Annotated in this window: 26 protein-coding genes; 10 read left to right on the top strand and 16 right to left on the bottom strand. The window is 63.1% G+C overall.

The window, feature by feature from the left end; all coding sequences use genetic code 11:
- Positions 1–8: 8 nt before the first annotated feature.
- A complete protein-coding gene (locus RHP72_RS11045) occupies positions 9–806 on the bottom strand; it encodes a ParA family protein (RefSeq protein ID WP_030535000.1) in 798 nt (265 codons plus the stop codon).
- Between the two features lie 71 nt (positions 807–877).
- Here RHP72_RS11045 and RHP72_RS11040 point away from each other — a divergent pair, with 71 nt between their 5' ends.
- Positions 878–1,501 carry an acid phosphatase gene (locus RHP72_RS11040; RefSeq protein ID WP_080552758.1) on the top strand — a complete coding sequence of 208 codons (624 nt, stop codon included), beginning with the start codon at positions 878–880 and terminating at the stop codon, positions 1,499–1,501.
- A gap of 17 nt (positions 1,502–1,518) precedes the next feature.
- Positions 1,519–1,998 (top strand): GNAT family N-acetyltransferase, encoded by a 480-nt coding sequence (locus RHP72_RS11035; protein WP_003940724.1) that lies wholly within the window; start codon positions 1,519–1,521, stop codon positions 1,996–1,998.
- Positions 1,999–2,024: 26 nt separating this feature from the next.
- Here the strand turns inward: RHP72_RS11035 and RHP72_RS11030 are convergent, their stop codons facing one another.
- Positions 2,025–2,495 (bottom strand): hypothetical protein, encoded by a 471-nt coding sequence (locus RHP72_RS11030; RefSeq protein ID WP_311094679.1) that lies wholly within the window; start codon positions 2,493–2,495, stop codon positions 2,025–2,027.
- Between the two features lie 41 nt (positions 2,496–2,536).
- Here RHP72_RS11030 and RHP72_RS11025 point away from each other — a divergent pair, with 41 nt between their 5' ends.
- Positions 2,537–3,493 (top strand): diacylglycerol kinase family protein, encoded by a 957-nt coding sequence (locus tag RHP72_RS11025; protein ID WP_007731209.1) that lies wholly within the window; start codon positions 2,537–2,539, stop codon positions 3,491–3,493.
- A 255-nt stretch (positions 3,494–3,748) separates the two neighbouring features.
- A complete protein-coding gene (locus RHP72_RS11020; protein WP_003940950.1) occupies positions 3,749–4,003 on the top strand; it encodes a WhiB family transcriptional regulator in 255 nt (84 codons plus the stop codon).
- A 119-nt stretch (positions 4,004–4,122) separates the two neighbouring features.
- Here RHP72_RS11020 and RHP72_RS11015 read toward each other — a convergent pair whose 3' ends face one another.
- Together RHP72_RS11015 and RHP72_RS11010 are read right to left on the bottom strand one after the other, a co-directional pair.
- Positions 4,123–5,625 (bottom strand): sensor histidine kinase, encoded by a 1,503-nt coding sequence (locus RHP72_RS11015; RefSeq protein WP_003940890.1) that lies wholly within the window; start codon positions 5,623–5,625, stop codon positions 4,123–4,125.
- 8 nt (positions 5,626–5,633) lie between these two features.
- The gene (locus tag RHP72_RS11010; protein WP_007731208.1) at positions 5,634–5,849 is read right to left on the bottom strand and encodes a biotin/lipoyl-binding carrier protein; all 216 of its coding nucleotides are present in this window, start codon (positions 5,847–5,849) and stop codon (positions 5,634–5,636) included.
- A 136-nt stretch (positions 5,850–5,985) separates the two neighbouring features.
- On the opposite strand from RHP72_RS11010, the gene RHP72_RS29410 reads away from it, so the two are divergent.
- A complete protein-coding gene (locus RHP72_RS29410) occupies positions 5,986–6,060 on the top strand; it encodes a 50S ribosomal protein bL37 (protein ID WP_022597109.1) in 75 nt (24 codons plus the stop codon).
- Positions 6,061–6,162: 102 nt separating this feature from the next.
- Here RHP72_RS29410 and rsrA read toward each other — a convergent pair whose 3' ends face one another.
- Complete coding sequence (gene rsrA / locus RHP72_RS11005) at positions 6,163–6,444, bottom strand: mycothiol system anti-sigma-R factor (protein ID WP_003940722.1); 282 nt, start codon at positions 6,442–6,444, stop codon at positions 6,163–6,165.
- Positions 6,441–7,139 (bottom strand): sigma-70 family RNA polymerase sigma factor, encoded by a 699-nt coding sequence (locus RHP72_RS11000; protein ID WP_042922166.1) that lies wholly within the window; start codon positions 7,137–7,139, stop codon positions 6,441–6,443. Before RHP72_RS11000 ends, rsrA begins: the two co-directional genes overlap by 4 nt.
- Before the next feature lie 207 nt (positions 7,140–7,346).
- On the opposite strand from RHP72_RS11000, the gene ybaK reads away from it, so the two are divergent.
- Both ybaK and RHP72_RS10990 read left to right on the top strand, forming a co-directional pair.
- Entirely contained in the window at positions 7,347–7,841 is a 495-nt protein-coding gene (gene ybaK, locus RHP72_RS10995) for a Cys-tRNA(Pro) deacylase (RefSeq protein WP_047271686.1), read from the top strand.
- Positions 7,842–7,865: 24 nt separating this feature from the next.
- Complete coding sequence (locus tag RHP72_RS10990; RefSeq protein WP_021332569.1) at positions 7,866–8,579, top strand: SIMPL domain-containing protein; 714 nt, start codon at positions 7,866–7,868, stop codon at positions 8,577–8,579.
- 3 nt (positions 8,580–8,582) lie between these two features.
- On the opposite strand, the gene RHP72_RS10985 is transcribed toward RHP72_RS10990, so the two are convergent.
- Complete coding sequence (locus RHP72_RS10985) at positions 8,583–9,335, bottom strand: SOS response-associated peptidase (RefSeq protein ID WP_020969226.1); 753 nt, start codon at positions 9,333–9,335, stop codon at positions 8,583–8,585.
- Positions 9,336–9,384: 49 nt separating this feature from the next.
- Between RHP72_RS10985 and aroA the strand changes: the two genes are divergently transcribed.
- Together aroA and rsgA are read left to right on the top strand one after the other, a co-directional pair.
- Complete coding sequence (gene aroA, locus RHP72_RS10980; RefSeq protein WP_311094678.1) at positions 9,385–10,698, top strand: 3-phosphoshikimate 1-carboxyvinyltransferase; 1,314 nt, start codon at positions 9,385–9,387, stop codon at positions 10,696–10,698.
- Positions 10,647–11,684, top strand: coding sequence for a ribosome small subunit-dependent GTPase A (gene rsgA / locus RHP72_RS10975; RefSeq protein WP_007731200.1), 1,038 nt, complete (start codon positions 10,647–10,649; stop codon positions 11,682–11,684). The genes aroA and rsgA overlap by 52 nt, the downstream gene beginning before the upstream one ends.
- 98 nt (positions 11,685–11,782) lie before the next feature.
- On the opposite strand, the gene RHP72_RS10970 is transcribed toward rsgA, so the two are convergent.
- The 6 genes from RHP72_RS10970 to RHP72_RS10945 form a co-directional block, all read right to left on the bottom strand.
- Positions 11,783–13,024 carry a fatty acid desaturase gene (locus tag RHP72_RS10970; RefSeq protein WP_003940700.1) on the bottom strand — a complete coding sequence of 414 codons (1,242 nt, stop codon included), beginning with the start codon at positions 13,022–13,024 and terminating at the stop codon, positions 11,783–11,785.
- 138 nt (positions 13,025–13,162) lie between these two features.
- Complete coding sequence (locus RHP72_RS10965) at positions 13,163–14,425, bottom strand: acyl-CoA desaturase (RefSeq protein WP_003940901.1); 1,263 nt, start codon at positions 14,423–14,425, stop codon at positions 13,163–13,165.
- A 24-nt stretch (positions 14,426–14,449) separates the two neighbouring features.
- Complete coding sequence (locus tag RHP72_RS10960) at positions 14,450–15,568, bottom strand: ferredoxin reductase (protein ID WP_003940928.1); 1,119 nt, start codon at positions 15,566–15,568, stop codon at positions 14,450–14,452.
- A gap of 92 nt (positions 15,569–15,660) precedes the next feature.
- Positions 15,661–16,161: a DUF6912 family protein gene (locus RHP72_RS10955; protein WP_030535010.1), complete on the bottom strand. Its 501-nt coding sequence runs from the start codon at positions 16,159–16,161 to the stop codon at positions 15,661–15,663.
- 23 nt (positions 16,162–16,184) lie between these two features.
- Positions 16,185–17,594 carry a wax ester/triacylglycerol synthase family O-acyltransferase gene (locus tag RHP72_RS10950; protein WP_007731194.1) on the bottom strand — a complete coding sequence of 470 codons (1,410 nt, stop codon included), beginning with the start codon at positions 17,592–17,594 and terminating at the stop codon, positions 16,185–16,187.
- On the bottom strand, positions 17,588–18,013 hold the full coding sequence (locus RHP72_RS10945; RefSeq protein ID WP_311094677.1) for an HAD-IA family hydrolase: 426 nt from the start codon (positions 18,011–18,013) through the stop codon (positions 17,588–17,590). The genes RHP72_RS10950 and RHP72_RS10945 overlap by 7 nt, the downstream gene beginning before the upstream one ends.
- Positions 18,014–18,144: 131 nt before the next feature.
- Between RHP72_RS10945 and RHP72_RS10940 the strand changes: the two genes are divergently transcribed.
- Positions 18,145–18,663, top strand: a complete 519-nt coding sequence (locus RHP72_RS10940) for an Rv3235 family protein (RefSeq protein WP_311094676.1) — start codon at positions 18,145–18,147, stop codon at positions 18,661–18,663.
- A gap of 36 nt (positions 18,664–18,699) precedes the next feature.
- Here RHP72_RS10940 and secA read toward each other — a convergent pair whose 3' ends face one another.
- From secA to RHP72_RS10925, 3 genes are all read right to left on the bottom strand, one after another.
- Positions 18,700–21,543: a preprotein translocase subunit SecA gene (gene secA / locus RHP72_RS10935; protein WP_050654900.1), complete on the bottom strand. Its 2,844-nt coding sequence runs from the start codon at positions 21,541–21,543 to the stop codon at positions 18,700–18,702.
- A 131-nt stretch (positions 21,544–21,674) separates the two neighbouring features.
- Complete coding sequence (gene hpf, locus RHP72_RS10930) at positions 21,675–22,355, bottom strand: ribosome hibernation-promoting factor, HPF/YfiA family (protein WP_003940893.1); 681 nt, start codon at positions 22,353–22,355, stop codon at positions 21,675–21,677.
- Between the two features lie 175 nt (positions 22,356–22,530).
- Positions 22,531–23,229 carry a ComF family protein gene (locus RHP72_RS10925; RefSeq protein WP_037129148.1) on the bottom strand — a complete coding sequence of 233 codons (699 nt, stop codon included), beginning with the start codon at positions 23,227–23,229 and terminating at the stop codon, positions 22,531–22,533.
- Between the last annotated feature and the right edge of the window lie 64 nt (positions 23,230–23,293).

Genomic DNA, 23,293 nt, shown 5'->3' with positions numbered 1-23,293 from the left:
CACCTTCCTCAGATCGCCAGCTCCGGCGCGAAAGTCACGACTTCGTTTCCAGCCCAATGCTTTACGAGATTGTCCGCGAGTTCACGATAGGCATCCGCACCCTTGTTCTTTCGTCCGGCGAGGACCGTCGCGCCCGACGCGGACGCCTCGGCGAACTTGACGGTGCGTGGGATCGGAGGCGCCAGAACGGCCAGGGAGTAGCGGTCGCTGACATCGGCGAGCACGTCGCGACTGTGCGTGGTTCGAGCGTCGTACAGAGTCGGAAGTGCGCCGAGCAGAACAAGATCCGGGTTGGTGATGGCTTGGACTTCACGAACCGTACGCAGCAGCTGTCCGACGCCGCGGTGTGCGAGGGTTTCGCATTGCAGTGGAACCAGAACCGACTGCGCCGCAGTCAATCCGTTGAGTGTGAGCACACCCAACGACGGTGGGCAGTCGATGATGATGACGTCGTAAGAGCCCAGGAGCGGAGACAGCGCCCGCTTGAGCGCGAACTCTCGACCGGGTCGCATCAGGAGCAGCGCTTCGGCGCCCGCGAGATCGATCGTGGCCGGCAGGAGATCCATACCGTCGTCCGTCTTCAGCACGGCGTCGACCGCGTCGAGATCACCCGCCAGGACCTCGTTGACCGAACGCTCGAGGCGATCCGGGTTGTGTCCGAGCGAGAACGTCAGGCAGCCCTGCGGGTCGAGATCCACCACCAGAACTCGTTGTCCGAGCGCGGACAAAGCCGCACCGAGAGAAGCGACGGTGGTGGTTTTAGCCACGCCGCCCTTTTGATTCGCCACTGCGAGAACCGTCGTCACACGTAGATCCTTGCGCACTTCGCGCCAGGAGGCGAGCTACACACGCGAGGCAGCCTGCAATGATGGTCGACATGACGTCCCAGTCCGCCCCCTCGTCGATCCCCCTCGGTGCTCGCGTCGTACTCATGCGACACGGTGAAACCGAGTGGGCACGCACCGGGAAACACACGGGCCGGACCGAGGTTCCGCTGACTCCGCTCGGCGAGATGCAGGCAACCGCGACCGGAAATCGCTTGCGAACCCTCGACCTCCGGAACCCCATGATTCTGACGAGTCCGCGGCTGCGCGCACAGTTGACGGGTGATCTCGCCGGCCTGCCGGAAGAGCGAACCTGGGATGCACTGTCCGAATGGGACTACGGCGATTACGAAGGCCTCACGACGCCCGAGATCCGCGCAACGGTGCCCGATTGGACCGTCTGGACCCACCCGTGCCCCGGCGGCGAGCAGGCCGATCAGATCCACGCCCGGACCGACATGGTGCTGTCGATGGTGCGTTCGCAACTACCCGAACGCGACGTGATCCTGATCGGGCACGGCCACTTCTCACGCGCACTCATCGCCCGCTGGCTCGAGCTCCCGGTGACGGAAGGAAAGCGTTTCGCCTTGTCCCCCGGCGCATACTCGGTTCTCGGTTACGAGCACGGCGCCACCCACCTCGTCCATCACAACGTGCCGCCGCTCGTCGAGGCTTGAGGCCTAAGATTCTCCCTATGATCCGACGCGCCACGCCCGCAGACGTCCAGCCGATCACCGACATGATCTACGAGTTGGCCGACTACCAGAAGGCCCTCGACGAGTGCACCGTGAAGGCGGAACAGATCGGCGAGGCGTTGTTCGGGCCGGCCGCGACGGCCTTCGCGCACGTCGCTGTGAATTCGGCCGACGACGTCGTCGGCATGGCGTTGTGGTTTCGCAATTTCTCGACGTGGGACGGCGCTCACGGCATCTACCTCGAAGACCTGTACGTCAAGCCCAGTCAGCGCGGATCAGGCCACGGGAAGGCTCTTCTGGCCGCACTCGCCAAGGAGTGCACCGACAACGACTACACCCGGCTGTCCTGGTCGGTGCTCAACTGGAACACCCCCTCGATCAAGTTCTACGAGTCACTCGGTGCCGACGCGAAGACGGAGTGGACCACGTATCGCCTGACCGGCACCCACCTCGGAGCTCTCGCCGCCGAAGCTGAGTAGGACCGAAGCAGGGTAGGCGTTCCGTCCTACTTGTCCCGCGGCTCTTCGGTCTCGTCCGGGCGTCCCACTTCCGGCGACACCTCGTCTGCGTACGCTCCGTACTCCGCTGCCATCCATCGAGACGTCGGAGCCGAGAACAGGCAGCCCAGAGCGCCGAGAACGACGACACCCAGAACGATGCCGAGCGGCACCTGATGCGAATCGGTCAGGAGCGACCAGGCGACCGGCAGGAGCAGCAACTGCGCGACGACGGCGATTGCCCGGCCCCACCGGCGGCCCGTCAGCAAAGCGATACCGGCAGCCAACACCGCGCCGCCGAGGATCGCGACCCAGGCGGCAAATCCGTATCCGTTGGTGACGCTCTGATCGTGGCCGGTTGCACCGCGAATCACTGCGACGATCGCGAACCCGGCGGCAACCAGCCCTTGAAGCGTCACGAGGGCACCCGCCCATGTGACTGTCTTGGGCAGGGCGTTCGGACTGGCGGTATTCGGCACGAGGCCAGCCTAGAACACGACACCGGATAGGCTCATGCCCCGTGCGCGCACTGCTGATCGTCAACCCCAATGCCACCTCCACCACCGCTGCCGGTCGTGACCTGTTGGCACACGCCCTCGAGAGTCGGGTGCGACTTACTGTGGCGCACACCACACATCGGGGTCATGCTGCCGAACTGGCGCGCGAAGCCCACGAAGACGGCTTCGGCTCGGTGATCGTCCACGGTGGCGACGGAACGGTCAACGAAGTGGTCAACGGACTGCTCGGGTCACCGCATCCCGCGTCGATGAAATCGGTTCCGGTCGGTCCGATCCCGACGATCGCTGTCGTCCCGGGAGGCTCGGCAAACGTTTTCGCGCGCTCACTCGGTATTGCCGCCGACCCGATCGACGCCACGAACCAACTCGTCGACCTCCTCTCCGAACGGACCAGGCGCCGAATCGGGCTCGCACACTGCGACAACCGTTGGTTCACGTTCAACGCCGGAATGGGCCTCGACGCCGATGTGTGCGAGGCCGTCGACGCCAGCCGTAAGAACGGTGACGCCGCCACACCCGCCCGGTATGTCCGAACCGCGATCGCGGCGTTCTTCCGTGCCAAGCGAGCCGAACCAGCGCTGACCGTCCACCTTCCCGATCAGGATCCCGTCTCCGGAGTCCACTACGCATTCGTCTCGAACTCGAGCCCGTGGACATATCTGGAAGAGCGTCCCGTCCACACCAATCCGGGAACGACCTTCGACAGTGGACTCGGCATCTTCGCCATGACGAGCACCAAAGTTCTGCCGTCCCTGCGGGTTGTGCGGCAACTACTCGCACGCGGCGCGGAGCCGAAATCGAAGGTCCTCTTACGCACCGACGACGTCCCGACAATCACCATCGAATCGTCGCGACCGATCGGACTCCAGATGGACGGCGACTACATCGGACTTCGTGAAAAGGTCGAATTCACCTCGGTCCCGGATGCACTGGAAGTGTTCGCACCGATTACGACGTGAGTCAGGCAACACGTTTGACCTGCAAAAACTCTGGTGCCAAAAGGTCGAAATCGGGTAAAATGCCGGTGACGCCCAGGTGGCCGTCAGGTGTGTCACAAATTAGTGAGTTGGCCCACGAACCCGTTCAAACCTATTGACATACCGCGAGTTCGTGAAAGCATTCACAAGTAACAGTGCGGAAACATTGATGACGCACACACAAACTCATTGGTACCAAATGGTGTGAATACACACCCAATTAAGGAGCGAAAAAAGATGGACTGGCGCCACAACGCAATCTGTCGCGACGAGGATCCCGAACTGTTCTTCCCTGTGGGAAACAGCGGACCGGCCCTCGCTCAGATCGCTGATGCCAAGGTTGTCTGCAACCGCTGCCCCGTCACCGCCGAGTGCCTGTCGTGGGCTCTCGAGTCCGGCCAGGATGCAGGCGTCTGGGGCGGAATGAGCGAAGACGAGCGTCGCGCACTCAAGCGTCGTAACGCACGTACCCGTGCACGCACTTCCGTCTAGGTAGAACCGAGACGTTCGACTCGCGGCGGAGAACAGCCCCTCTGCACAGTCGAAGACGACAGCCCGGCACCACATGGTGCCGGGCTTTTTGTCTGCTCGAATCGCTAACGCGGCTCGAATCAGTAACGCGCAGAACGTCTACCGAGCGGCACACGCAGAACCGCGTCGGTACCGCCTCCGCTTCCCGGGTGCAGTCCGAGCGAGCCACCGAGTTCGGCGCCCAGCAAAGTCCGCACGATCTGGAGTCCGAGGCGATCGGATTTCTCGAGGTCGAAGTTCTCCGGCAGGCCGCGCCCGTTGTCGTGGATGATCACGTCCAACCAGCGTGCAGAACGCTCGGCACTGAGTGTGACCGTGCCGGTCACACCCGGATCGAAAGCGTGCTCGATCGCGTTCTGCACCAACTCCGTCAGCACCATGACCAGCGGGGTGGCGCGCTCGGCGGAGAACACTCCGAAACTGCCCTCACGCCGAATCGTCACCGGCACACCTACTCCCGCGACATCGGAGAGCATGGGAACCAACCGGTCGATCACCTCGTCGAGATCCACCTCTTCGTCCACCGACATCGACAAGGTGTCGTGAACGAGGGCGATGGACGTCACGCGCCTCACCGACTCTGTCAACGCTTGTCGCGCTTCGTCGTTGCCGGTTCGCCTGGCCTGTAGACGCAGAAGCGCCGCGACGGTTTGCAGATTGTTCTTCACTCGATGGTGAATCTCGCGGATGGTTGCGTCCTTGCTCAGGAGAGCGCGATCACGACGCTTGACCTCGGTGACGTCGCGGACGACGACCGCAGCACCGACATGCCGGCCGCCAGGCTTGAGAACCAGGGCCCGCAGCAGAACGGTCGCCCCGCGCGCCTCGATCTCCATACGGCGACCGGGCTTGTCCGCCAACGTATCTCGGATGTATCCCGCAGCTTCCTGAGACTCGAACGGGTCGGTGACCAACGAACGGGTCAGCGCTGCGAGGTCTTGGCCCACCAGATCCGAACTCAGACCCATCCGGTGATAGGCCGAGAGCGCATTCGGGCTGGCATAGACGACTGTGCCTTCGGTATCGAGACGGATGAAGCCGTCGCCCGCACGTGGGCTCGAGTTCGTGTCGGAGCGCGATTCTCGGATCGGGAAGGTTCCGTCGCTGATCATCTGACACAGGTCTTCGGCGCAATCGAGATACGCGAGTTCGAGCGGACTCTGCGCTCGCTGGTGCGACAGGTTGGTGTCGCGGCTCAGAACAGCGATGACACGCCCGTCCAGACGCACCGGAACGGCTTCCCGACGCGGCGGCATTCCTTCACGCCACGTCTCGTCTTCCCCGCGCACGACGCGGCCCTCCACGAGAGCGCGAAGAACCTGCGGGTGCTCGGACTCGGAAACGACCGTTCCGACCGCGTCCTCCGGAAAAGCCGTCGATGCCGTTGTCGGCCGGCAATGCGCTACGCAGATGACCGTCCCCTCGGATCGGTTCTTCTCCGATTCGGTGCCCACCCACAAGAGAACGTCGGCAAAGGAGAGGTCGGCGAGCAGTTGCCACTCCCCCACGACGCGCTGGAGATGGTCGACCGCCGCACCGGGAAGGTCGGTGTGTTCGGCGAGGAGGTCGCTGAGAGTGGACATCGTCCGGCTTAGGAGATCACGGCGATCAGATCGCCTTGCTGAATCACGTCGCCGACCTTGACGCCCACCGTCGTCACCGTTCCCGGAACCTCGGCCAGGACGGGAATCTCCATCTTCATGGATTCGAGGATGACCAGGGTGTCGCCGTCCGCAACGACGTCTCCCTCGCTCACGACGACCTGGTAGACCGTCGAAACCATCTCGGCGCGCACGTCTTCTGCCATCGTGAACCTCACTTCTGTCGGAACTGCACTCTGACCACGAAAATACGTCGACGGATCACTCGATCGACCTGCCAATGGAACCACACCGGCATCGGCGTGAAACAATGACGCGAAAGAAACAGAAGGGAGACCAATCATGGGTAAGCGTGGTCGTAAGAAGCGCAGCCGTAAGGGCAACGCCGCTAACCATGGCAAGCGTCCAAACGCCTGACATGTAGCGCAACAAAACGTCCGAGGGGCGGGGAAGCATTGCTTCCCCGCCCCTCGGCGTTACTGCCTTCCGACTGCTGCCGCTCAGATCTTCGCTGACGGGCTAGCTGTCGGTTTCGGTAGTCGTTATGACGATGGTCCGACGCAACTCGACGGTGAGCCTCTGACGCAGGCTTTCCGGCGCATGGTCTCCGCCGCACTTACGGTTGATCAGGCTCTTGACCTTCTCTTCGATCCCGTAGGCCTCGAGGCACGATCCACAATCGTCGATATGACGCTGCAGGCGAGCACGACTTGAATCGTCGCATTCACCGTCGAGCATCAACCAGACGTCGGCGATGACTGCCGAGCAGTCGAGCCTTTCGAATTCGTCCTGCTCACTCATCGTGTGACACCTTCCGTCTCGGTGGCTGCGACTGTGGCTGTGTCGACCGCGCCGTCCCGATTGAATCCACGGTCTTTTGCGACATCGGCCAAAAGACCACGCAATTGCTTGCGACCACGGTGCAGTCGCGACATCACCGTTCCGATGGGTGTGCCCATGATCTCCGCGATCTCCTTGTACGGGAATCCTTCGACATCGGCGTAGTACACGGCCATACGGAATTCCTCGGGAAGCGACTGCAGCGCCGCCTTGATGTCGTCGTCAGGCAACGCGTCGAGCGCCTCCACCTCGGCCGATCGCAGCCCCGTCGAAGTGTGCTCGGCGGTGGCGGCCAACTGCCAGTCGGTGATCTCGTCCGTCGGATACTGCGCGGGTTGGCGCTGCTTCTTGCGGTACGAGTTGATGTAGGTGTTCGTGAGAATCCGGTACAGCCAGGCTTTCAGGTTGGTACCGGCACGGAACGAACGGAAAGCGGTGTACGCCTTGACGTACGTCTCCTGCACGAGATCCTCGGCATCAGCCGGATTCCGCGTCATGCGCAGGGCAGCGCCGTACAACTGGTCGAGCAGCGGGAGCGCGTCGCGCTCGAACCGGGCAATCAACTCATCCGCAGTTTCGGGCGTTTCGGACACTGCGCCGTCGATAGGTTCAGCTACCCCTGACGGTTCGTCCTTGGGCCGGTCGTGTTCCAGCACTCTGATCCCTTCACTAGCCGTAGGGATCAAGGTTACCGCCAACTGAAGATCCGACCCACGGGCCGGTGGTGGCTCACACACAGCCAGCACGGTCGCTCCTTCGCTTCTCGGGACAAGTTTCATCAACTGGTACCAACACGGGAGTCAGCGACTCTGTTCCCGGCCTGGTCGAATGCACCTGTCGGCGATCCACATAGGGTGTTCCACATGGCCGGAACAGCGACCCCTGCGACCGTACTTCTCGACAAGTCGAAGACACCGCACCGCGTCCACAGCTACGACCACGATCCTCGCGCCGAATCTTTCGGCGACGAGGCGGTCACTGCACTGGCAGAGTCGACAGGCGTCGAGGCCGCCCAGATCTTCAAGACCTTGGTCGTCAAACTCGACACCGGCAAGCTCGCCGTCGCGGTCCTGCCGGTCCCGGACAAGCTCTCGCTCAAAGCTGCAGCCGCTGCCCTCGGTGCGAGCAAAGCCGTCATGGCCGATCGCGCCGAAGCCGAGCGCTCGAGCGGCTACGTCTTCGGCGGTATCTCACCGCTCGGCCAGCGCAAGAAACTGCCGACAGTGATCGATGCGTCGGCGCTCGACTGGGACCGCATTCTCTGCAGCGCCGGCCGACGCGGGCTCGAAATCGAGCTGGCTCCGACGGACCTCACGCAGCTCAGTGGCGCGGTCACGGCGCAAATCACGGCGGGCTGAGTATCCGGTCGCTACGGTCTCACCATGCGACCACACCTGAAAACTCTTGCACTGACCGCTGCAGCGGCAGCCCTCACCGTCTCGCTGACGGCCTGCGGGAGTTCGGACAATGCCGCCAAGGAAGTCACGGTAGTCGGATCAGGGCAGGTCCGCGGGGCGCCGGACATCCTCAATGCCGACATCGGCATCGAGGTGGTTGCCCCGGATGTATCGGGAGCGGTCTCGGAGGCGAATGACAAGGCCCGTCAGATGATCGACGCGATAGTCGCCGCCGGGGTTGCCCCCGAGGACGTGCAGACAAGCGATCTGTCCGTCCAGCCGCAGTACGACGCCAGCGGCGGACCGTTCGTCGGCGGCAACGTGACCGGCTACCGGGCGACCAACTCGGTACGAATCGTCGTCCGCGATCTCGACAAGGCCTCTTCTGTCCTGGACGCCGGCATCGCGGCGGGCGGAAACGCGGCACGGCTCGGTAACGTCGCCTTCGCCATCGACGACGACTCTCAGCTTCTGGCCGACGCTCGCACCCGTGCCTTCGAGGACGCGAAGAACCGTGCCGAGCAGTACGCGGATCTGTCCGGGACGTCGCTCGAAAACGTCGTGACCATCACCGAGGCACACGACACGAGTGGCGGTCAGACCATGCGCGCTCCCGACGCCTCGATGTCCGACATGGTTCTCGCCCCGGGAACCCAGCAGGTCTCGTTCGAAGTGACCGTCACCTGGGCTCTCGGCTGACTGCTAGAGCAGGCTGATCTGCTCGCCGGCACGGTCGACGTCCGGCTCGATCAACTCGTGCCCGTTGTTCTTGACACTGTTGACCAGCGGCCGGACTCGATCGACGTCGATCCGCTCGAAGAGGTCCGGTACCGGCTCGAGCAGAGCCGAATCGACGGTGTTGTCGGGATCGAGCCACGCCTCCCAGCGGTCACGAGGCAGGGCGAGGGGCATGCGGTCGTGAACCTGCTCGAGGTGACCGAGAGAGTCGACCGTGACGATCGAGCAGCTCAGGACGGGGCTCGCGTTCTCGACCCTCGGGTCCCGCCAGGCAGACCACACGCCCGCCATGAACAGCCGTGATCCGTCGTCGGGGTGCATGTAGTAAGGAATCTTCGCTGCCTTTTTCCCGCCGGTGGCCTCGGTCTGCCACTCGTACCACCCGTCCATGGGGACCAGGCAACGCTTGAACTTGAAGGCGGTCCGAAATGCCGGCTTCTCCGCCAGCGAGTCGGCGCGGGCGTTGAACAGGACCGGACCTTTGCCCAGTTCCTTGGTCCACGACGGCACCAATCCCCACCGCATCCGCCGAATCCTCTTGGTCGGATCGCTGTCGGGGTTCTCCCGATCGTGGCGTTCGACGACGGTCAACACCTCGGTCGTGGGGGCCACGTTGTAATCGGCTTCGACGGGCGCCGAGTGGTCGGTCTCGTCGAGCGCATCGAGTTCCACCGCCAGGGTGGCCGGGTCCGCTGTGGTCGCATACCTTCCGCACATGACACCCAGGGTGGCACGGTTTCGACCATTCCCCCACCGATGAGAGAAGATGGACCATGTGAGTCTGAGTCTGTGGAGCGCCCCGAGGGCCCAAGCACCCGTCGATGCAGTGGTGACGCTGCCCGGATCCAAGTCCATCACCAATCGAGCTCTGATTCTGGCCGCACTTGCGGATGGCCCGTCCACGATCACCGGTGCACTCCGCAGCCGTGACGCCGACCTGATGATCGCAGCTCTGCGTGACCTCGGCATCGGCGTCGCGGAAGCCGGTGATGCGACCACGCTTCGCATCACCCCTGGACCCCTGCGCGGCGGCGAGGTCGACTGCGGCCTGGCCGGCACCGTGATGCGCTTCCTGCCGCCACTCGCCGCGATGGCCGACGGCATCGTCCACTTCGACGGCGACGAGCAAGCACGCACACGACCGCTCGGCACCATCTTGGAAGCACTGCGCGGTCTCGGCGCTCGGATCGAGGGTGACGCACTCCCGTTCACCGTCACCGGAACCGGATCCCTACGCGGCGGGACGGTCACCATCGATGCATCCGGTTCGTCGCAGTTCGTCTCCGGTCTCCTGCTCTCGGCTGCTGCGTTCGAAGAGGGTGTCACCGTTCACCACGACGGCAAGCCCGTCCCGTCCATGCCACACATCGACATGACCGTCGAGATGCTCCGCGAGGCCGGAGTTTCCGTGACGACGCCAGCCACGGGCGGTGACGCGGACACCTGGCGTGTGGCACCGGGGCCGGTGCGCGCCGTGGACTGGGCGATCGAACCCGATCTCTCCAACGCCACACCGTTCCTGGCCGCTGCCGCAGTGACCGGCGGAACCGTCAGCGTCCCGATGTGGCCGTCGTCGACGACGCAACCCGGCGACGCGATCCGCGGGATCCTCGCCTCGATGGGGGCCGACGTCACTCTCGCCGATGGTGTCCTGACTGTCCGCGGCCCGGAGAAACTGCGCGGCATCGACATCGACCTCCACGACGTGGGAGAGCTGACCCCCACCGTGGCGGCCCTGGCCGCTCTCGCCGAGGGCACCTCGCATCTACGAGGAATCGCGCACCTGCGCGGGCACGAGACAGACCGTCTCGCCGCCCTCGCCGACGAGATCAACAAACTCGGCGGCTCCGTCACCGAAACCGATGACGGCCTGACGATCGTTCCCGCGGAACTCCATGGCGGACAATGGCTCTCGTATGCCGACCACCGCATGGCAACAGCCGGCGCCATCATCGGCCTGGTCGTCGACGGTGTCGAGGTCGACGATGTCGGAACCACAGCCAAGACACTGCCGGGCTTCGAGAACATGTGGATCGACATGCTCGAGAGTTCGCCGGCGACACCGAAGGCAAGCTTCTGAGTCCGCGGCAGTACGACGAGTCCGACGTCCGGGTACGCCCCGGGCGCGGATCCCGCCCCCGTACGAAGACTCGGCCCGAACATCTCTCGGCCGAATCGGGGATGGTGGTGTCGAAGGATCGTGGCCGTTGGGGTTGCGTCCTCGGCGGCGATCCCGACCGGCTGATCGTCACGATGCGCGCCCGCGAACTTGGCCGAACCCCCATCGTCGTCGGCGATCAGGTGGACATAGTCGGCGATCTGTCGGGCAAAACCGACACCCTGGCGCGCATTGTCCGGGTCTCCGAGCGTTCGACGGTTCTGCGACGGACCGCCGACGACACCGATCCCTTCGAACGCATCGTCGTCGCGAACGCGGAGCAGCTTCTCATCGTCGTGGCACTCGCCGATCCCCCACCGCGCACCGGCTTCGTCGAGCGCGCACTGGTCGCCGCCTACGTGGGTGGCCTGACGCCGATCGTCTGCCTGACCAAGAGCGACCTCGAACCGCCGGAGGAATTCGCGAGCACGTTCGCCGACCTCGACATCCAAGTGGTCGTCGCCGGTCGCGACGATCCCCTGGACGAACTGACGCAGATCCTCGAGCACAAGTTGACCGCCCTGATCGGACATTCCGGCGTCGGAAAGTCGACATTGGTCAATCGCCTTGTCCCCGATGCCAATCGAGCGGTCGGCATCGTATCCGGCGTCGGCAAGGGCCGGCACACGTCGACGCAATCGGTGGCACTCCCGCTCGCCGGTGGCGGCTGGGTGATCGACACCCCGGGCATCCGTTCGTTCGGTCTGGCGCACATCTCGCCCGAGAACGTGGTGGCGGCGTTCTCGGATCTCGCTGCGGCGATCGAGGATTGCCCGCGCGGATGCACGCACCTCGGACCGCCGGCAGATCCCGAATGCAAGCTCGACCTACTGGAGGGCAAATCAGCTCGACGCGTCGTCGCTGTGCGACAACTGCTGGAAGCGATCAAGTCCAACGATCAGTACTGAGCGCCCCCGAGCGACGTTCCGGGCGAGAACAGCAAAGCGGCCCGACACCATCGAATGGTGTCGGACCGCTTGCTGTCCACGGTCAGCGCAGTCGACGATCAGCGCAGGCCGAGGAGGCTGCGCAGCTTTCCGCTCTTGCGCTTACGTGCGATGGCGCTCTTGAGGCCACTGCGACGCCCGGTCACGGGATCGACAGTCGAGGTCAGTTCGCCGTCGAACATCCGCTCCGACGCCGTCTCGGGCGCATTGTCGACGGTGTCCTTGAGGTACTTGTTGGGCAGCGACAGCTTGGCGATGGTGCGCCAGGACTTGGCGTACTGCACGGCAAGCGGGCCCGTCGTGTACGGCAAGTCGTACTTGTCCGCGAGCTGACGCACCGTGACCGCGATGTCCTTGTAGCGGTTGCTGGGCAGATCGGGGAACAGGTGGTGCTCGATCTGGTAGCTCAGGTTGCCCGTCATGAAGTCCATGAGCGCGCTGCCCTCGATGTTGGCGCTGCCGAGCATCTGACGCAGGTACCACTGAGCCTGCGTTTCCTTGTCGATGTCTTCCTTGGTGAACTTCTCGGCACCGTCCGGGAAGTGGCCGCAGAAGATGACCGCGTTGGTCCACACGTTCCGCAGAGTGTTGGCGGTGAAGTTGGCCGACAAAGTGCTCTTCCACGCCGGGCCGGTGATGGCCGGGTAGATGACGTAGTCGCGCAGGACCTGCTTGCCGATCTTCTCGCCGACCTCACGGAGCTTGCGCTGCGTCTCTTCCTTGTCGGCGCGGCCCTTGGCCACCTTGCCGAGCTCGAGGTGCTGAGCGGCGATGCCGTACTCGAAGAACAGCGCGAGCAGCGTGTTGTAGACCAGGTTGCCGGCGTTGAAGGGCTTCCAGCGCTGATCGCGGGTGACGCGGAGGAGTCCGTATCCGACGTCGTCGTCCATTCCGAGGACGTTGGTGTACTTGTGATGCAGGTAGTTGTGGGTCTGCTTCCAATGCGCAGACGGGCCGGTGACGTCCCACTCCCACGAGGTGGAGTGAATCTCCGGGTCGTTCATCCAGTCCCACTGCCCGTGCATCACGTTGTGCCCGAGTTCCATGTTCTCGATGATCTTCGAGAGCGTCAGCAGGCCAACTCCGGCGAGCCACGCCGGACGACGACGGCTGGCGAAAAGCACTGCGCGGCCGCCGATTTCGAGCGAACGCTGCAGACGAATGACGTTGCGCACGTATCGCGCATCTTTCTCGCCGCGCGACTCCTCGATGTCGCGACGAATCGCGTCGAGTTCGCGGCCGAGCGCTTCGATGTCGGCGTCCGTGAGATGTGCGTATTCCTTGACATCTGCAATCGCCATGGAAAGCCTCCTAGCAGTGAGTTAGGCGCAAAGTAGTAAGTGCAGAACGATCATCGATTCGAATCGTTCAGATCAACTGCACCTACTGTAGCGTAACTTACGGCACCGTAGGTTAGGTTTTTCCCGATGTAACCTATATCACTTCCGACGCTTCGGCATGCGGGAACGGGCCTGTGACTTGAGTGCGGTCAACAAACCGAGACGCTTACCGGTGATCGGATCGGTACGAAGGTCCTCGACCATCGCCATGGCTGCGTCCCGGAATCCCGAGTCGCGGAACCGCAGTTCCGAAGACGTTTCCGGAGCATTGTCCGAGGTTGCGGTCAGCCACTTGTCCGGCAAAGCCAACTTGTGGATGGTGCGCAGAGCCAGAAGATACTGCTTGAAGAGCGAACCGGTGGTGTACGGGAGATCGAACTTCTCGCACAATGCACGCATCTTCACAGCGATTTCGGGATAGCGGTTGCTCGGCAGATCGGGAAACACGTGATGCTCGATCTGGTAGCTCAGATTGCCGCTCATGAGTCCCATGAGCTTGCCGGAATTGAAGTTCGCGCTACCGAGCATCTGGCGCAGGTACCACTCGTGACGAGTCTCCTGCTCGAATTCGGCAACCGTGAACTTCTCGGCACCGTCCGGGAAGTGGCCACAGAAGATGACGACGTACGCCCACAGGTTGCGCACGAGGTTCGCGGTCGCATTGGCCGACATGGTCGACTTCCACGCCGGCCCCGTCAGCGCCGGGAACAAGATGAAGTCCTTGCCCACCTGACGAAAGATCTTGCGCGCGAAGTCTTTGTTCGCCTGCGAGTTCAGCTGCCCCTTTTCCGCGCCCTCCAACTCGGCTGCCGCCGTGAGGTCGTGCAGCGCGATGCCCCACTCGAACGTGGCCGCCAAGATCACGTTGGCGATCGGCTGGAAGAGGTTGATCGGCTTCCACGGCTCGTCACGAGTCATACGCAGAATCCCGAAACCGAGATCCTCGTCCATACCGACGACGTTGGTGTACGTGTGGTGCTGGTAGTTGTGGGCGCGCTTCCAATGCTCGGAAGGACCGGTTTGATCCCACTCCCACGAGACGGAGTGAATCTCGGGATCGTTCATCCAGTCCCATTGCCCGTGCATGACGTTATGCCCGAGCTCCATGTTCTCGATGATCTTCGACAGGCTCAGCAGGGTCGTGCCGACCAACCATGCCGGTCGGTACCGACTGCCGAACAGTGCGATACGCCCGCCGAGCTCCAACGCCCGCTGGACGCGAATGACGCGACGAATGTAGCGGGCGTCCCGGATCCCACGAGAGTCTTCGATGTCGAGTCGAATCTGATCGAGTTCACGTCCGAGAGCTTCGACATCGGCCTCGGTGAGGTGCGAAAACTCTTTGATATCGGTGATGGCCACCGTGGTCCTCCGTGTGCCTAGAAGCTATGCGTCCAGCGTACAGTCGCCGGCGGCGGCGGAGATGCACGTCTGGATGCGCTCGCCCTCCGCGTGCTGTTTCCCCGAGCGTAGATCGATCGCGTGGCCGGCAACGAGAGGTACGACACATGTCTGGCAGATGCCCATGCGGCAACCGAACGGCATCAAGGCACCGGACTGCTCGCCTGCCTCCAGAAGCGTTGTCGCACCGTCGACGGTGATCGTCTTACCCGACTTCTCGAACGTGACCGTGCCACCGTCGGCCGAAGCGTCGATGCGCGATACGGCGAACCGCTCCATGTGGAGTCGATCCTCGATGCCTTCCGCCTTCCAGACGTCTTCGAGCTCGTCGAGCAACGGGAGGGGCCCGCACGCCCAGGTGTGGCGCTCGCGCCAGTCGGGGCAGACCGTGTCGAGAGAACTGAGTTTGAACTTTCCGTCACGGCGCGTGAGTTGAACGTGGCTCACGAAGTCCTCGTGCTCGGCGTGCAGTGCTGTGAGTTCGTCGGCGAACATCACGTCGGATTCCGTCGGAGCCGAGTGGATGTGCATGACGTCGGGCAATTGACCGCGCCGGTTCATCGTCCGCAACATGCCCATGACCGGAGTGATGCCACTGCCGGCGGTGATGAACAGGATCTTCTCCGGTGGCGGATCCGGCAACGCGAAGTTGCCCGAAGGCGTGGCCAGTCGAACGATGGTTCCCGACGGCACGGCCCCGCTGACGAGGTGGCTCGAGAGAAAGCCCTCGGGCATGGCCTTGACCGCGATGGAAATGCGCTTGTTCTCCCAGTTGGGAGGCGAGGTAAGTGAGTACGACCGCCAATGCCAGCGGCCGTCGATATGCAGACCGATGCCGATGTACTGCCCCGGCTGGTAGTTGAAGTCGAATCCCCAACCCGGCTTGATGACGATGGTCGCCGAGTCCGTGGTCTCGGGCCGGACTTCGACGATCTGACCACGCAGCTCGCGCGCGGACCACAACGGATTCGCGAGGTGAAGATAGTCGTCGGGAAGCAATGGTGTGGTCAGCCGAGCCGCCGCACCGCGAAGCAGATTGAGCTTCGACCGCGCTGCCGGAACTACCGACGCTGCCGGTGCCTCGATCCAGTCCTTCAGACCCATCAGACCTCCACCTCTCACCTTCCGAACCCACTGCCTACGGTACCGTAGGTTATCAGGTTACGGTACCGTAGGTTACTTCACGGTAAGCACATTCACAGCAGGTCGAGCAAGAACGGCAACTCCTGCGCGGCGTACCACGCCAACTCGTGGTCCTCCGCGTCACCGAGCGTGAACTCGGCATCGGCGTCACCGAGATCCGCCGCGTCGACTATGCCAGCAGCGCGCTCGATGTCCGATTCTGCCTGTTCGAGGTCGACATGCACAGATGCAACCTGAGCCATCGTGACAGGACCCGCCAATCGGACTACCGAATCGTCGAGATCGGGCCGTAACTTCACATCGGCATCGTCGACGTCGGCGGCAACGACAGCACGCCGGAAGGTGACGTCACCCTCGGTTCCGGCGATCAGTCGCAGCGACGCACGCGCAGCCTCACCCATGGCGACCTCGGCCAACTCGTCGTCGTCCCCCGCCGCGTACGACTCACGCAGAGTCGGGGTGACCGCAAAAGCCGTCCGGCTCATAGGGTCGAACTCCTGATCTGCGACCAACTGCTGCAAAATCTCGACCGTCGCCGGTACGTACACCCTCATGAGACCACCTTCATGCTCGTTCGTCACCGACTCGCATCCGTCAATTCCTCGAGTGACTCGAAGATCAGCGAACGAACGACGTCGACGTCCGACATCGCGTCACGGTCGGCATTCAAACCGTAGTAGACATTTCCGTCGTACGACGTCAGGGCGATGCTGAGTGTCTGATTCTTGAGCAGTGGCGACACGGGATACATCTCGAGCATCCGAGCACCACCGAGGTAAAGCGGAAATTGCGGCCCTGGCGCATTGGTGATCATCAAGTTGAACATTCGCTGCGACAGACTACTGGCCGCGCGGGAGCTCATCGCATGCAGCGTCGCCGGCGCAAACCCGGACATTCGCACCATCGTCTGCGCGGTGACCCGCCGACCCTGACGCGCGAATGCCTCCGTCGCATGGGCCACGTGCGAGAGCCGAACCACCGCGTTGGGTTCACCGACAGGCAGGTCGATGAGGAACGAGGAAACATGTCCGGGCGCTTGCGGATCGTCGACGTCAGGACTCTCCGGGCCGTCGGTGTAGACCGACATGGGCACCATCGCTCGCACGATGGTCGCCTCGGTCACCGGTTCACCGCGCGAGAGCAACCAGTTCCGCATCGCACCTGCGATGACGGTCAGAATCACGTCGTTGATCTCGCACCCGTACCGCGCGCGAATACGTCGATAGTCCTCCAGAGACGTCTTGGCCACCGCAAGGCGTCGATTGCGCGAAATGGTGGCGTTGAGCGGGCTCGACGGGGCTACCTGCGTCGCCGTTCGAACCACTTCCGCGAGTTTCCCGAGTGCACTCACAGCCTCGGTGACGGATGTGGTCACGTCGTTGAACGCTGCACGCGCCCGTGCGATCCCCTCCCCCGGGCTCGTCACGAGATCCGCCAGTGCACTGACCAACAAGCTGGTATCGCTCGGCGGCCTGGCGGGCATCCACAATTCTTCGGGGCCTGGCGCTCGATTCTTCTCCGGATCGAAGATCACCTGACTGATCTCTGGAGCCGCCTCGCCGTCCACCAACGACGAATGAGACTTCGTGAAGATGGCAAATCTGTTTCTGGTCAGCCCCTCGACCAGGTACATCTCCCACAACGGCCTCGTGCTGTCGAGTGGTCTCGACGTCAGCCGCGCGATCAGATCCATCAGCTGTTCGTCGGAACCTGGTTTGGGCAGAGCAGATCGGCGTACGTGATAAGTGATGTCGAAATCCGAGTCGTCCACCCATACCGGGCGGGCCAGACCGAACGCCACCTCGCGAACTCTCTGTCGGTACCGCGGAACCGATCCGAGCCGCTCTTCGACAAGTCGAAGCAACTCCTCGTGATCGATCCCGTTTCGCAGTTGCCTGAAGATCCCCAACGAGCCGACATGCATCGGCGTCGTCCCGGCTTCGAGGAAGTAGAAAGCGGCATCCTGAGTCGTCAGTCTGTTCACCATGGCTTCGTGTCCCCTCCTTCGCCGAGATCGAACAGAATCGACAACTCCTCGATGGTCGATTCCGAGCCGACGTGATGGACCCCGACCATCCCGACGGCCACAGCCGCCCGGACGTTGATTTCGAGATCATCCACGAAAACGAAATCCTCCGGCTCGACGCCCAAACGACTCGCTGCCAACAGATAGATCTCGGCGTCGGGCTTTGCCATCTCGACATCACCGGACACGATCACGTCGTCGACCAAGACCCCGTCGCCGAGATCCCGCAACCACTGAGCACTGGCGCCGCCGGGATCGTTGCTGACGATTCCCGTCACTATTCCGCGGGCCTTCACCGCGCGCACGACCGCGCTCAAGCCGTCGAGATCCGATCCCGGACCGAACAGCACGCCACCGACATCCAACAGAAGTCCCCGCACGCCATCACCCTAAGTCGCGATGGTGATCACGGCGACATCTCGAGCGATTCGTGTCATGCTTCTCACCATCGCTCGGGGGAGCGAAGTCCGAGACAGCTGTCTCGGACGCAGGATCATCCGGGGGGGATGTCATGGAGCAGGACTGCAAGATCGTTCTCGAGCCGGCGCCGCAATTCGAGCCTCACCCGCATACCGTCGTGCTGTCGCGGCCACAGTGCCGGCCAGACCGAACGCAGTGCCGAACAGACCGGATGCTGCGTCGCCAGCGAAAGACGCCACACAACGGAACGTCGCCCAGTACCGGGTTCACTCACGCTCCGGAACCGCGGCTGGTAGGTGCCGACATCTTCTGGAACCGATCACTACGTCTGGTTCTCGAAACCGTCGACCGACGACGAAATCCACGGCAACTCAAGGGCGTGTTGACGCCGTCCGTCCTGGAAGTTGTTGCGAGACTTTACACTTCGGATTTCTCGGCCCGGAAGCTGGGCGGCGCGGCCGTTCACCGCACCCACGTTCAAGCAGTGTCGGAGAGTACCGCCGAAGTCTGTGCGACGTACACACGAGGCACGCAGACTTTTGCCGTCGCAGGCCGGATCGACCACACAGACGAAACAGGCTGGACGGTCACCGCACTACACGTGGTGTGACCGTCCAGCCTGCCGAGTACTGACTGCGCTAATACCTCAGCGCTTGCGCTTGGACTTCGGAGCTCGATTGCTCTTCGACTGCGTCCGTGCGGCTTCACGACGTTCGCGACGAGAGGCGGCACCGTCGCCGGTGTCGGCAGCCGAGTCACGTGTTGCCTTTGCCTTGCCGTCCTCGTCCGGGCCGGTGTACGTCAGACGCGACGGACCTTCGTCGTCAAGTCCCTTGGCGCGCAACGCCGTCGGGGCGGCAGTTCCGGCTGTCCTGGCCGCAGCCTCCTGCGTGGGGAGCGGCTTGGGCGCCGTGGCGGACGCCGCGGCGGCAGAGCCCGCGGTGACGGAAATTCCACTTGCGGGCTGCGCCGGAGCTGCCTCGACCTGCAGGTTGAAGAGGAATCCGACGGACTCTTCCTTCAATCCGTCGAGCATGCCGATGAACATGTCGTAACCCTCGCGCTGGTACTCGACCAGCGGATCGCGCTGGGCCATCGCACGCAGACCGATTCCCTCCTTGAGGTAATCCATCTCGTAGAGATGCTCACGCCACTTACGGTCCAGGACCGAGAGGAAGACACGACGCTCGAGTTCACGCATACCGTTTTCGCCGGCGATCGCATCGATCTCGGCTTCGCGCTTCTTGTACGCCGCGTGGGCGTCTTCGAGCAAAGCGGTTCGCAGGTCGTCACGGCTCAGGTCACTGTTGATGCCTGCGCCGTCCTCCCCTGCCAACGTCTTGTGATCGATGCCGACCGGGTACAGCGTCTTCAGCGCCGTCCACAGCTGCTCGAGATCCCAGTCCTCGACGTATCCCTCAGCGGTGGCACCGTCGACGTAGGCGGTGACCACGTCAGTGATCATCTGCTCGACCTGGCCTTCCATGTCCTCACCCTCGAGGATCTGGCGGCGCTCCTTGTAGATGACCGTTCGCTGCTGGTTCATGACCTCGTCGTACTTGAGGACATTCTTGCGAATTTCGAAGTTCTGCTGCTCCACCTGGGTCTGAGCGCTCTTGATGGCCTTCGAGACCATTTTGGCTTCGATCGGGACGTCGTCGGGCAGGTTCAGGCGCGTCATGATCGACTCGAGTGCCGAACCGTTGAAGCGGCGCATGAGCTCGTCACCGAGCGAAAGGTAGAACCGCGATTCGCCGGGATCACCCTGACGTCCGGAACGACCACGCAACTGATTGTCGATTCGGCGCGATTCGTGACGCTCGGTGCCCAGGACGTACAGGCCGCCGGCATCGCGGACCTTCTCGGCGTCTGCCTTGACCTCAGCCTTGACCTCGTCCAGGACTGCGTCCCAGGCTGCCTCGTACTCGTCCGGCGTCGTGACCGGGTCGAGGCCCTTCTTGCGCAGCGCGATGTCCGCGATGATGTCCGGGTTACCACCGAGCACGACGTCGGTACCGCGGCCGGCCATGTTGGTCGCGACGGTGACCGCGCCGGAGCGACCGGCCTCGGCGATGATGGTCGCTTCCTTCTCGTGGAACTTGGCGTTGAGGACGTTGTGGGCAACGCCGCGCTTGGTGAACTGCTTGGACAAGTACTCCGAGCGCTCGACGCTGGTGGTACCGATCAGGACGGGCTGGCCGTTCTCGTGGCGCTCGACGACGTCGTCGACCACCGCGTCGAACTTGGCTTCCTCGGTCTTGTAGATGAGGTCGCCGTTGTCGACTCGGACCATCGGACGGTTGGTCGGGATCGGGATCACACCGAGCGTGTAAGTCTGGTGAAGCTCGGCAGCTTCCGTCTCGGCGGTACCCGTCATGCCCGACAACTTGTCGTACAGACGGAAGTAGTTCTGCAGGGTGATGGTGGCAAGGGTCTGGTTCTCCGCCTTGATCTCCACCTTCTCCTTGGCCTCGATCGCCTGGTGCATGCCCTCGTTGTAGCGGCGGCCGACCAGCACGCGGCCGGTGAACTCGTCGACGATGATGACCTCACCGTCGCGGACGATGTAGTCCTTGTCCTTGGTGTAGAGCTCCTTGGCCTTGATCGCGTTGTTCAAGTAGCTCACCAGCGGCGAATTCGCGGCTTCGTACAGGTTGTCGATACCGAGCTGGTCCTCGACCAGTTCGACGCCCGCCTCGTGCACACCGATGGTGCGCTTGCGGATGTCGACCTCGTAGTGAACGTCCTTCTTCAGCAGCGGCGCGATGCGCGCGAACTCGCTGTACCACTTGCTGGAGCCGTCGGCCGGGCCCGAGATGATGAGCGGGGTTCGGGCTTCGTCGATGAGGATCGAGTCGACCTCGTCCACGATGGCAAACGCATGGCCACGCTGGACCAGGTCGTCCAGCGAGTGCGTCATGTTGTCGCGCAGGTAGTCGAAGCCGAACTCGTTGTTGGTGCCGTACGTGATGTCGGCTGCGTAGGCGACGCGGCGCTCGGCCGGCGTCATGCCCGAGAGAATCACACTGGTCTCGAGGCCGAGGGCGCGGTGAACGCGGCCCATCCACTCGGAGTCGCGCTTGGCAAGGTAGTCGTTGGTGGTGACCACGTGGACGCCGTCACCCGCGATCGCGTTGAGATAAGCCGGAAGAACCGACGTCAGAGTCTTGCCCTCACCGGTCTTCATCTCGGCGACGTTGCCGAAGTGCAGGGCCGCGCCACCCATGATCTGCACGTGGAAGTGCTTCTGATTGATCACGCGCCACGACGTCTCACGGGCCACGGAGAAAGCCTCGGGCAGCAACTCGTCGAGAGTTTCCCCGGCGGCATAGCGCTCACGGAACTCGGTGGTCTTGGCTTTGAGTTGCTCGTCTGTCAGGCCTTCGACATCGGGCGACAGAGATTCCACATGCTCGGCGATGTGCTTGAGCCGCTTGACCATGCGACCTTCACCAACACGGAGCAGCTTCGATAGCGACAGCGACGGCACAGTCTTCTTCGTCCTCAATCTTCGGCGACAGGGGGTCACACACTGAAAATCCGGCCGGGGTCCGAAAACTCCGGCCGGATTCCATGGTAGGCGCTACCGGCGGCGAGCGAGCAAACCCACCACCGATTGGGTCATGTCAGGCGGATCAATCCGTAGTCGAAAGCGTGACGACGGTAGACGACGGACGGCTTGTCCGACTCCTTGTCATGGAAGAGAAAGAAGTCGTGTCCGACCAGTTCCATCTCGTAGAGAGCGTCGTCGATGGTCATCGGCTCGGCCGGGTGATCCTTCGTGCGGACCACGCGTCCCGGGCCGTCGTACTCGTCCGGCTCTTGACCGTTCAGCGAAATGTCCGGTGTGACTCCGAGTGAGTCTGCGTCGACGAGGGAGGCGGTTGCCTCCGCGACGGACACCGGTCGCTTGTCGCCGTAATGGACCTTCTTGCGGTCCTTGGTTCGACGGAGGCGACTCTCGAGCTTGTCGATCACCGATTCGAAGGCGGCGTAGAAGCTGTCTGCGGACGCTTCGGCTCGGGCCACCGGGCCTTTACCTCGAGCGGTGATCTCGACGCGCTGGCAACTCTTGGCCTGTCGTCGGTTGCGTTCATGTTGCAGTTCCACGTCGAAGTGGAATATGGAGGGGTCGAAGTGTTCGAGTCGCGCCAGCTTTTCCGAAACGTAGATTCGGAAGTGATCGGGGATCTCGACATTTCGTCCCTTGACTACGACGTCGGATCTCGGAGCTGCGGCATTCTCGGAACGCTCGATGGTGGCGTCCTCGATGAAAAACGAGGCTTGCGAAGGGGTCGTCACTCGTACCTCCCAATTACGGCCCCGCCCCACGGTGGGCGGCGGCAAATTCTGCAAGTACCGAGAGGGGATCCGCCCGGCACCAGTATCGAAGTACCACCTCCTACCAGTATTTTCGGGTGTGCCGCCGACGCTAGTACGTAACGCGCGCGAGTGCCACTGTTCCAACGAAATTCATCTAAGCCCCTGCAAGGACAAGCACGAGAGTTGTACGAATCCCGCTGAGCGAGAGGGCCCGAACCGACTCTGCCGCAGTCGCTCCCGTGGTGAGGACGTCGTCGAGCAGGACGATGTCACTGTCCCCGGCAATCGAAGAGATCGCAGTGGTGTCGAGAGACACATGACCGTTCACGTTGGTCACCCGGTCGGCCGCGGACAGTCCCACCGAGTCACGTACACCTCGCGTCATCCGGAGAATCGGACAGACACGTACCGGACGACCCGCGACAGAACCAATTTCCCGCTTTCCGCGCATACTTTCGGCTATCCGGCGAACCGGATCACCCCCGCGAGATCGCGCCGCTCGGGCGCGCGTGGGAGCCGGCACCAGCACGATCGGCGGACGCCCCCCGCTGCCGAGCTCGCCCCACCGTTCCAGAGTGGCCAACGCGTCGGCCACAGCGATCCCCAGAGGCATCGCGAGGTCCCGACGACCCCGTTCCTTCATCTCGATCACACTGCGTCGCCTGGGGCCGTCGTAGCGGCCGAGTGCCCAGACGGGCACGCCCGGATCCACGCGCGGACTCAGTTGAAGCGGATGATCGCGCAGCAGTTCCGCGCACTCACCGCACCACAGAGTCCCCGAGCGGCCACACCCACCACACTCGCGTGGCAACAGCAGGTCGAGCAGACCGGCACCGAATTTCTTGTCCCCCATGGCCTAATCATGAACCTGAGCACCGACATGCATCAGAGCGCAGACATTCACCAGAGCGCAGAGG

Source organism: Rhodococcus sp. SG20037 (genome assembly GCF_031763325.1).
Taxonomy (GTDB): Bacteria; Actinomycetota; Actinomycetes; order Mycobacteriales; family Mycobacteriaceae; genus Rhodococcus_F; species Rhodococcus_F qingshengii.
The sequence above is the reverse complement of the archived record's forward strand: the minus strand, read 5'-3'. Positions and strand labels throughout refer to the sequence as shown.

Coding starts and splice junctions, on each gene's coding strand:
- RHP72_RS11010 (WP_007731208.1), bottom strand. CDS start 5,849: ATGGCAGAAGACGTGCGCGCCGAGATGGTTTCGACGGTCTACCAGGTC.
- rsrA (WP_003940722.1), bottom strand. CDS start 6,444: ATGAGTGAGCAGGACGAATTCGAAAGGCTCGACTGCTCGGCAGTCATC.
- RHP72_RS10940 (WP_311094676.1), top strand. CDS start 18,145: ATGGAGCAGGACTGCAAGATCGTTCTCGAGCCGGCGCCGCAATTCGAG.
- RHP72_RS11035 (WP_003940724.1), top strand. CDS start 1,519: ATGATCCGACGCGCCACGCCCGCAGACGTCCAGCCGATCACCGACATG.
- RHP72_RS10960 (WP_003940928.1), bottom strand. CDS start 15,568: ATGGGTCTGAAGGACTGGATCGAGGCACCGGCAGCGTCGGTAGTTCCG.
- RHP72_RS11015 (WP_003940890.1), bottom strand. CDS start 5,625: ATGTCCACTCTCAGCGACCTCCTCGCCGAACACACCGACCTTCCCGGT.
- RHP72_RS10990 (WP_021332569.1), top strand. CDS start 7,866: ATGCGACCACACCTGAAAACTCTTGCACTGACCGCTGCAGCGGCAGCC.
- RHP72_RS10985 (WP_020969226.1), bottom strand. CDS start 9,335: ATGTGCGGAAGGTATGCGACCACAGCGGACCCGGCCACCCTGGCGGTG.
- RHP72_RS10925 (WP_037129148.1), bottom strand. CDS start 23,229: ATGGGGGACAAGAAATTCGGTGCCGGTCTGCTCGACCTGCTGTTGCCA.
- RHP72_RS11040 (WP_080552758.1), top strand. CDS start 878: ATGACGTCCCAGTCCGCCCCCTCGTCGATCCCCCTCGGTGCTCGCGTC.
- ybaK (WP_047271686.1), top strand. CDS start 7,347: ATGGCCGGAACAGCGACCCCTGCGACCGTACTTCTCGACAAGTCGAAG.
- RHP72_RS10970 (WP_003940700.1), bottom strand. CDS start 13,024: ATGGCGATTGCAGATGTCAAGGAATACGCACATCTCACGGACGCCGAC.
- RHP72_RS11020 (WP_003940950.1), top strand. CDS start 3,749: ATGGACTGGCGCCACAACGCAATCTGTCGCGACGAGGATCCCGAACTG.
- RHP72_RS10955 (WP_030535010.1), bottom strand. CDS start 16,161: ATGAGGGTGTACGTACCGGCGACGGTCGAGATTTTGCAGCAGTTGGTC.
- RHP72_RS10950 (WP_007731194.1), bottom strand. CDS start 17,594: ATGGTGAACAGACTGACGACTCAGGATGCCGCTTTCTACTTCCTCGAA.
- aroA (WP_311094678.1), top strand. CDS start 9,385: ATGGACCATGTGAGTCTGAGTCTGTGGAGCGCCCCGAGGGCCCAAGCA.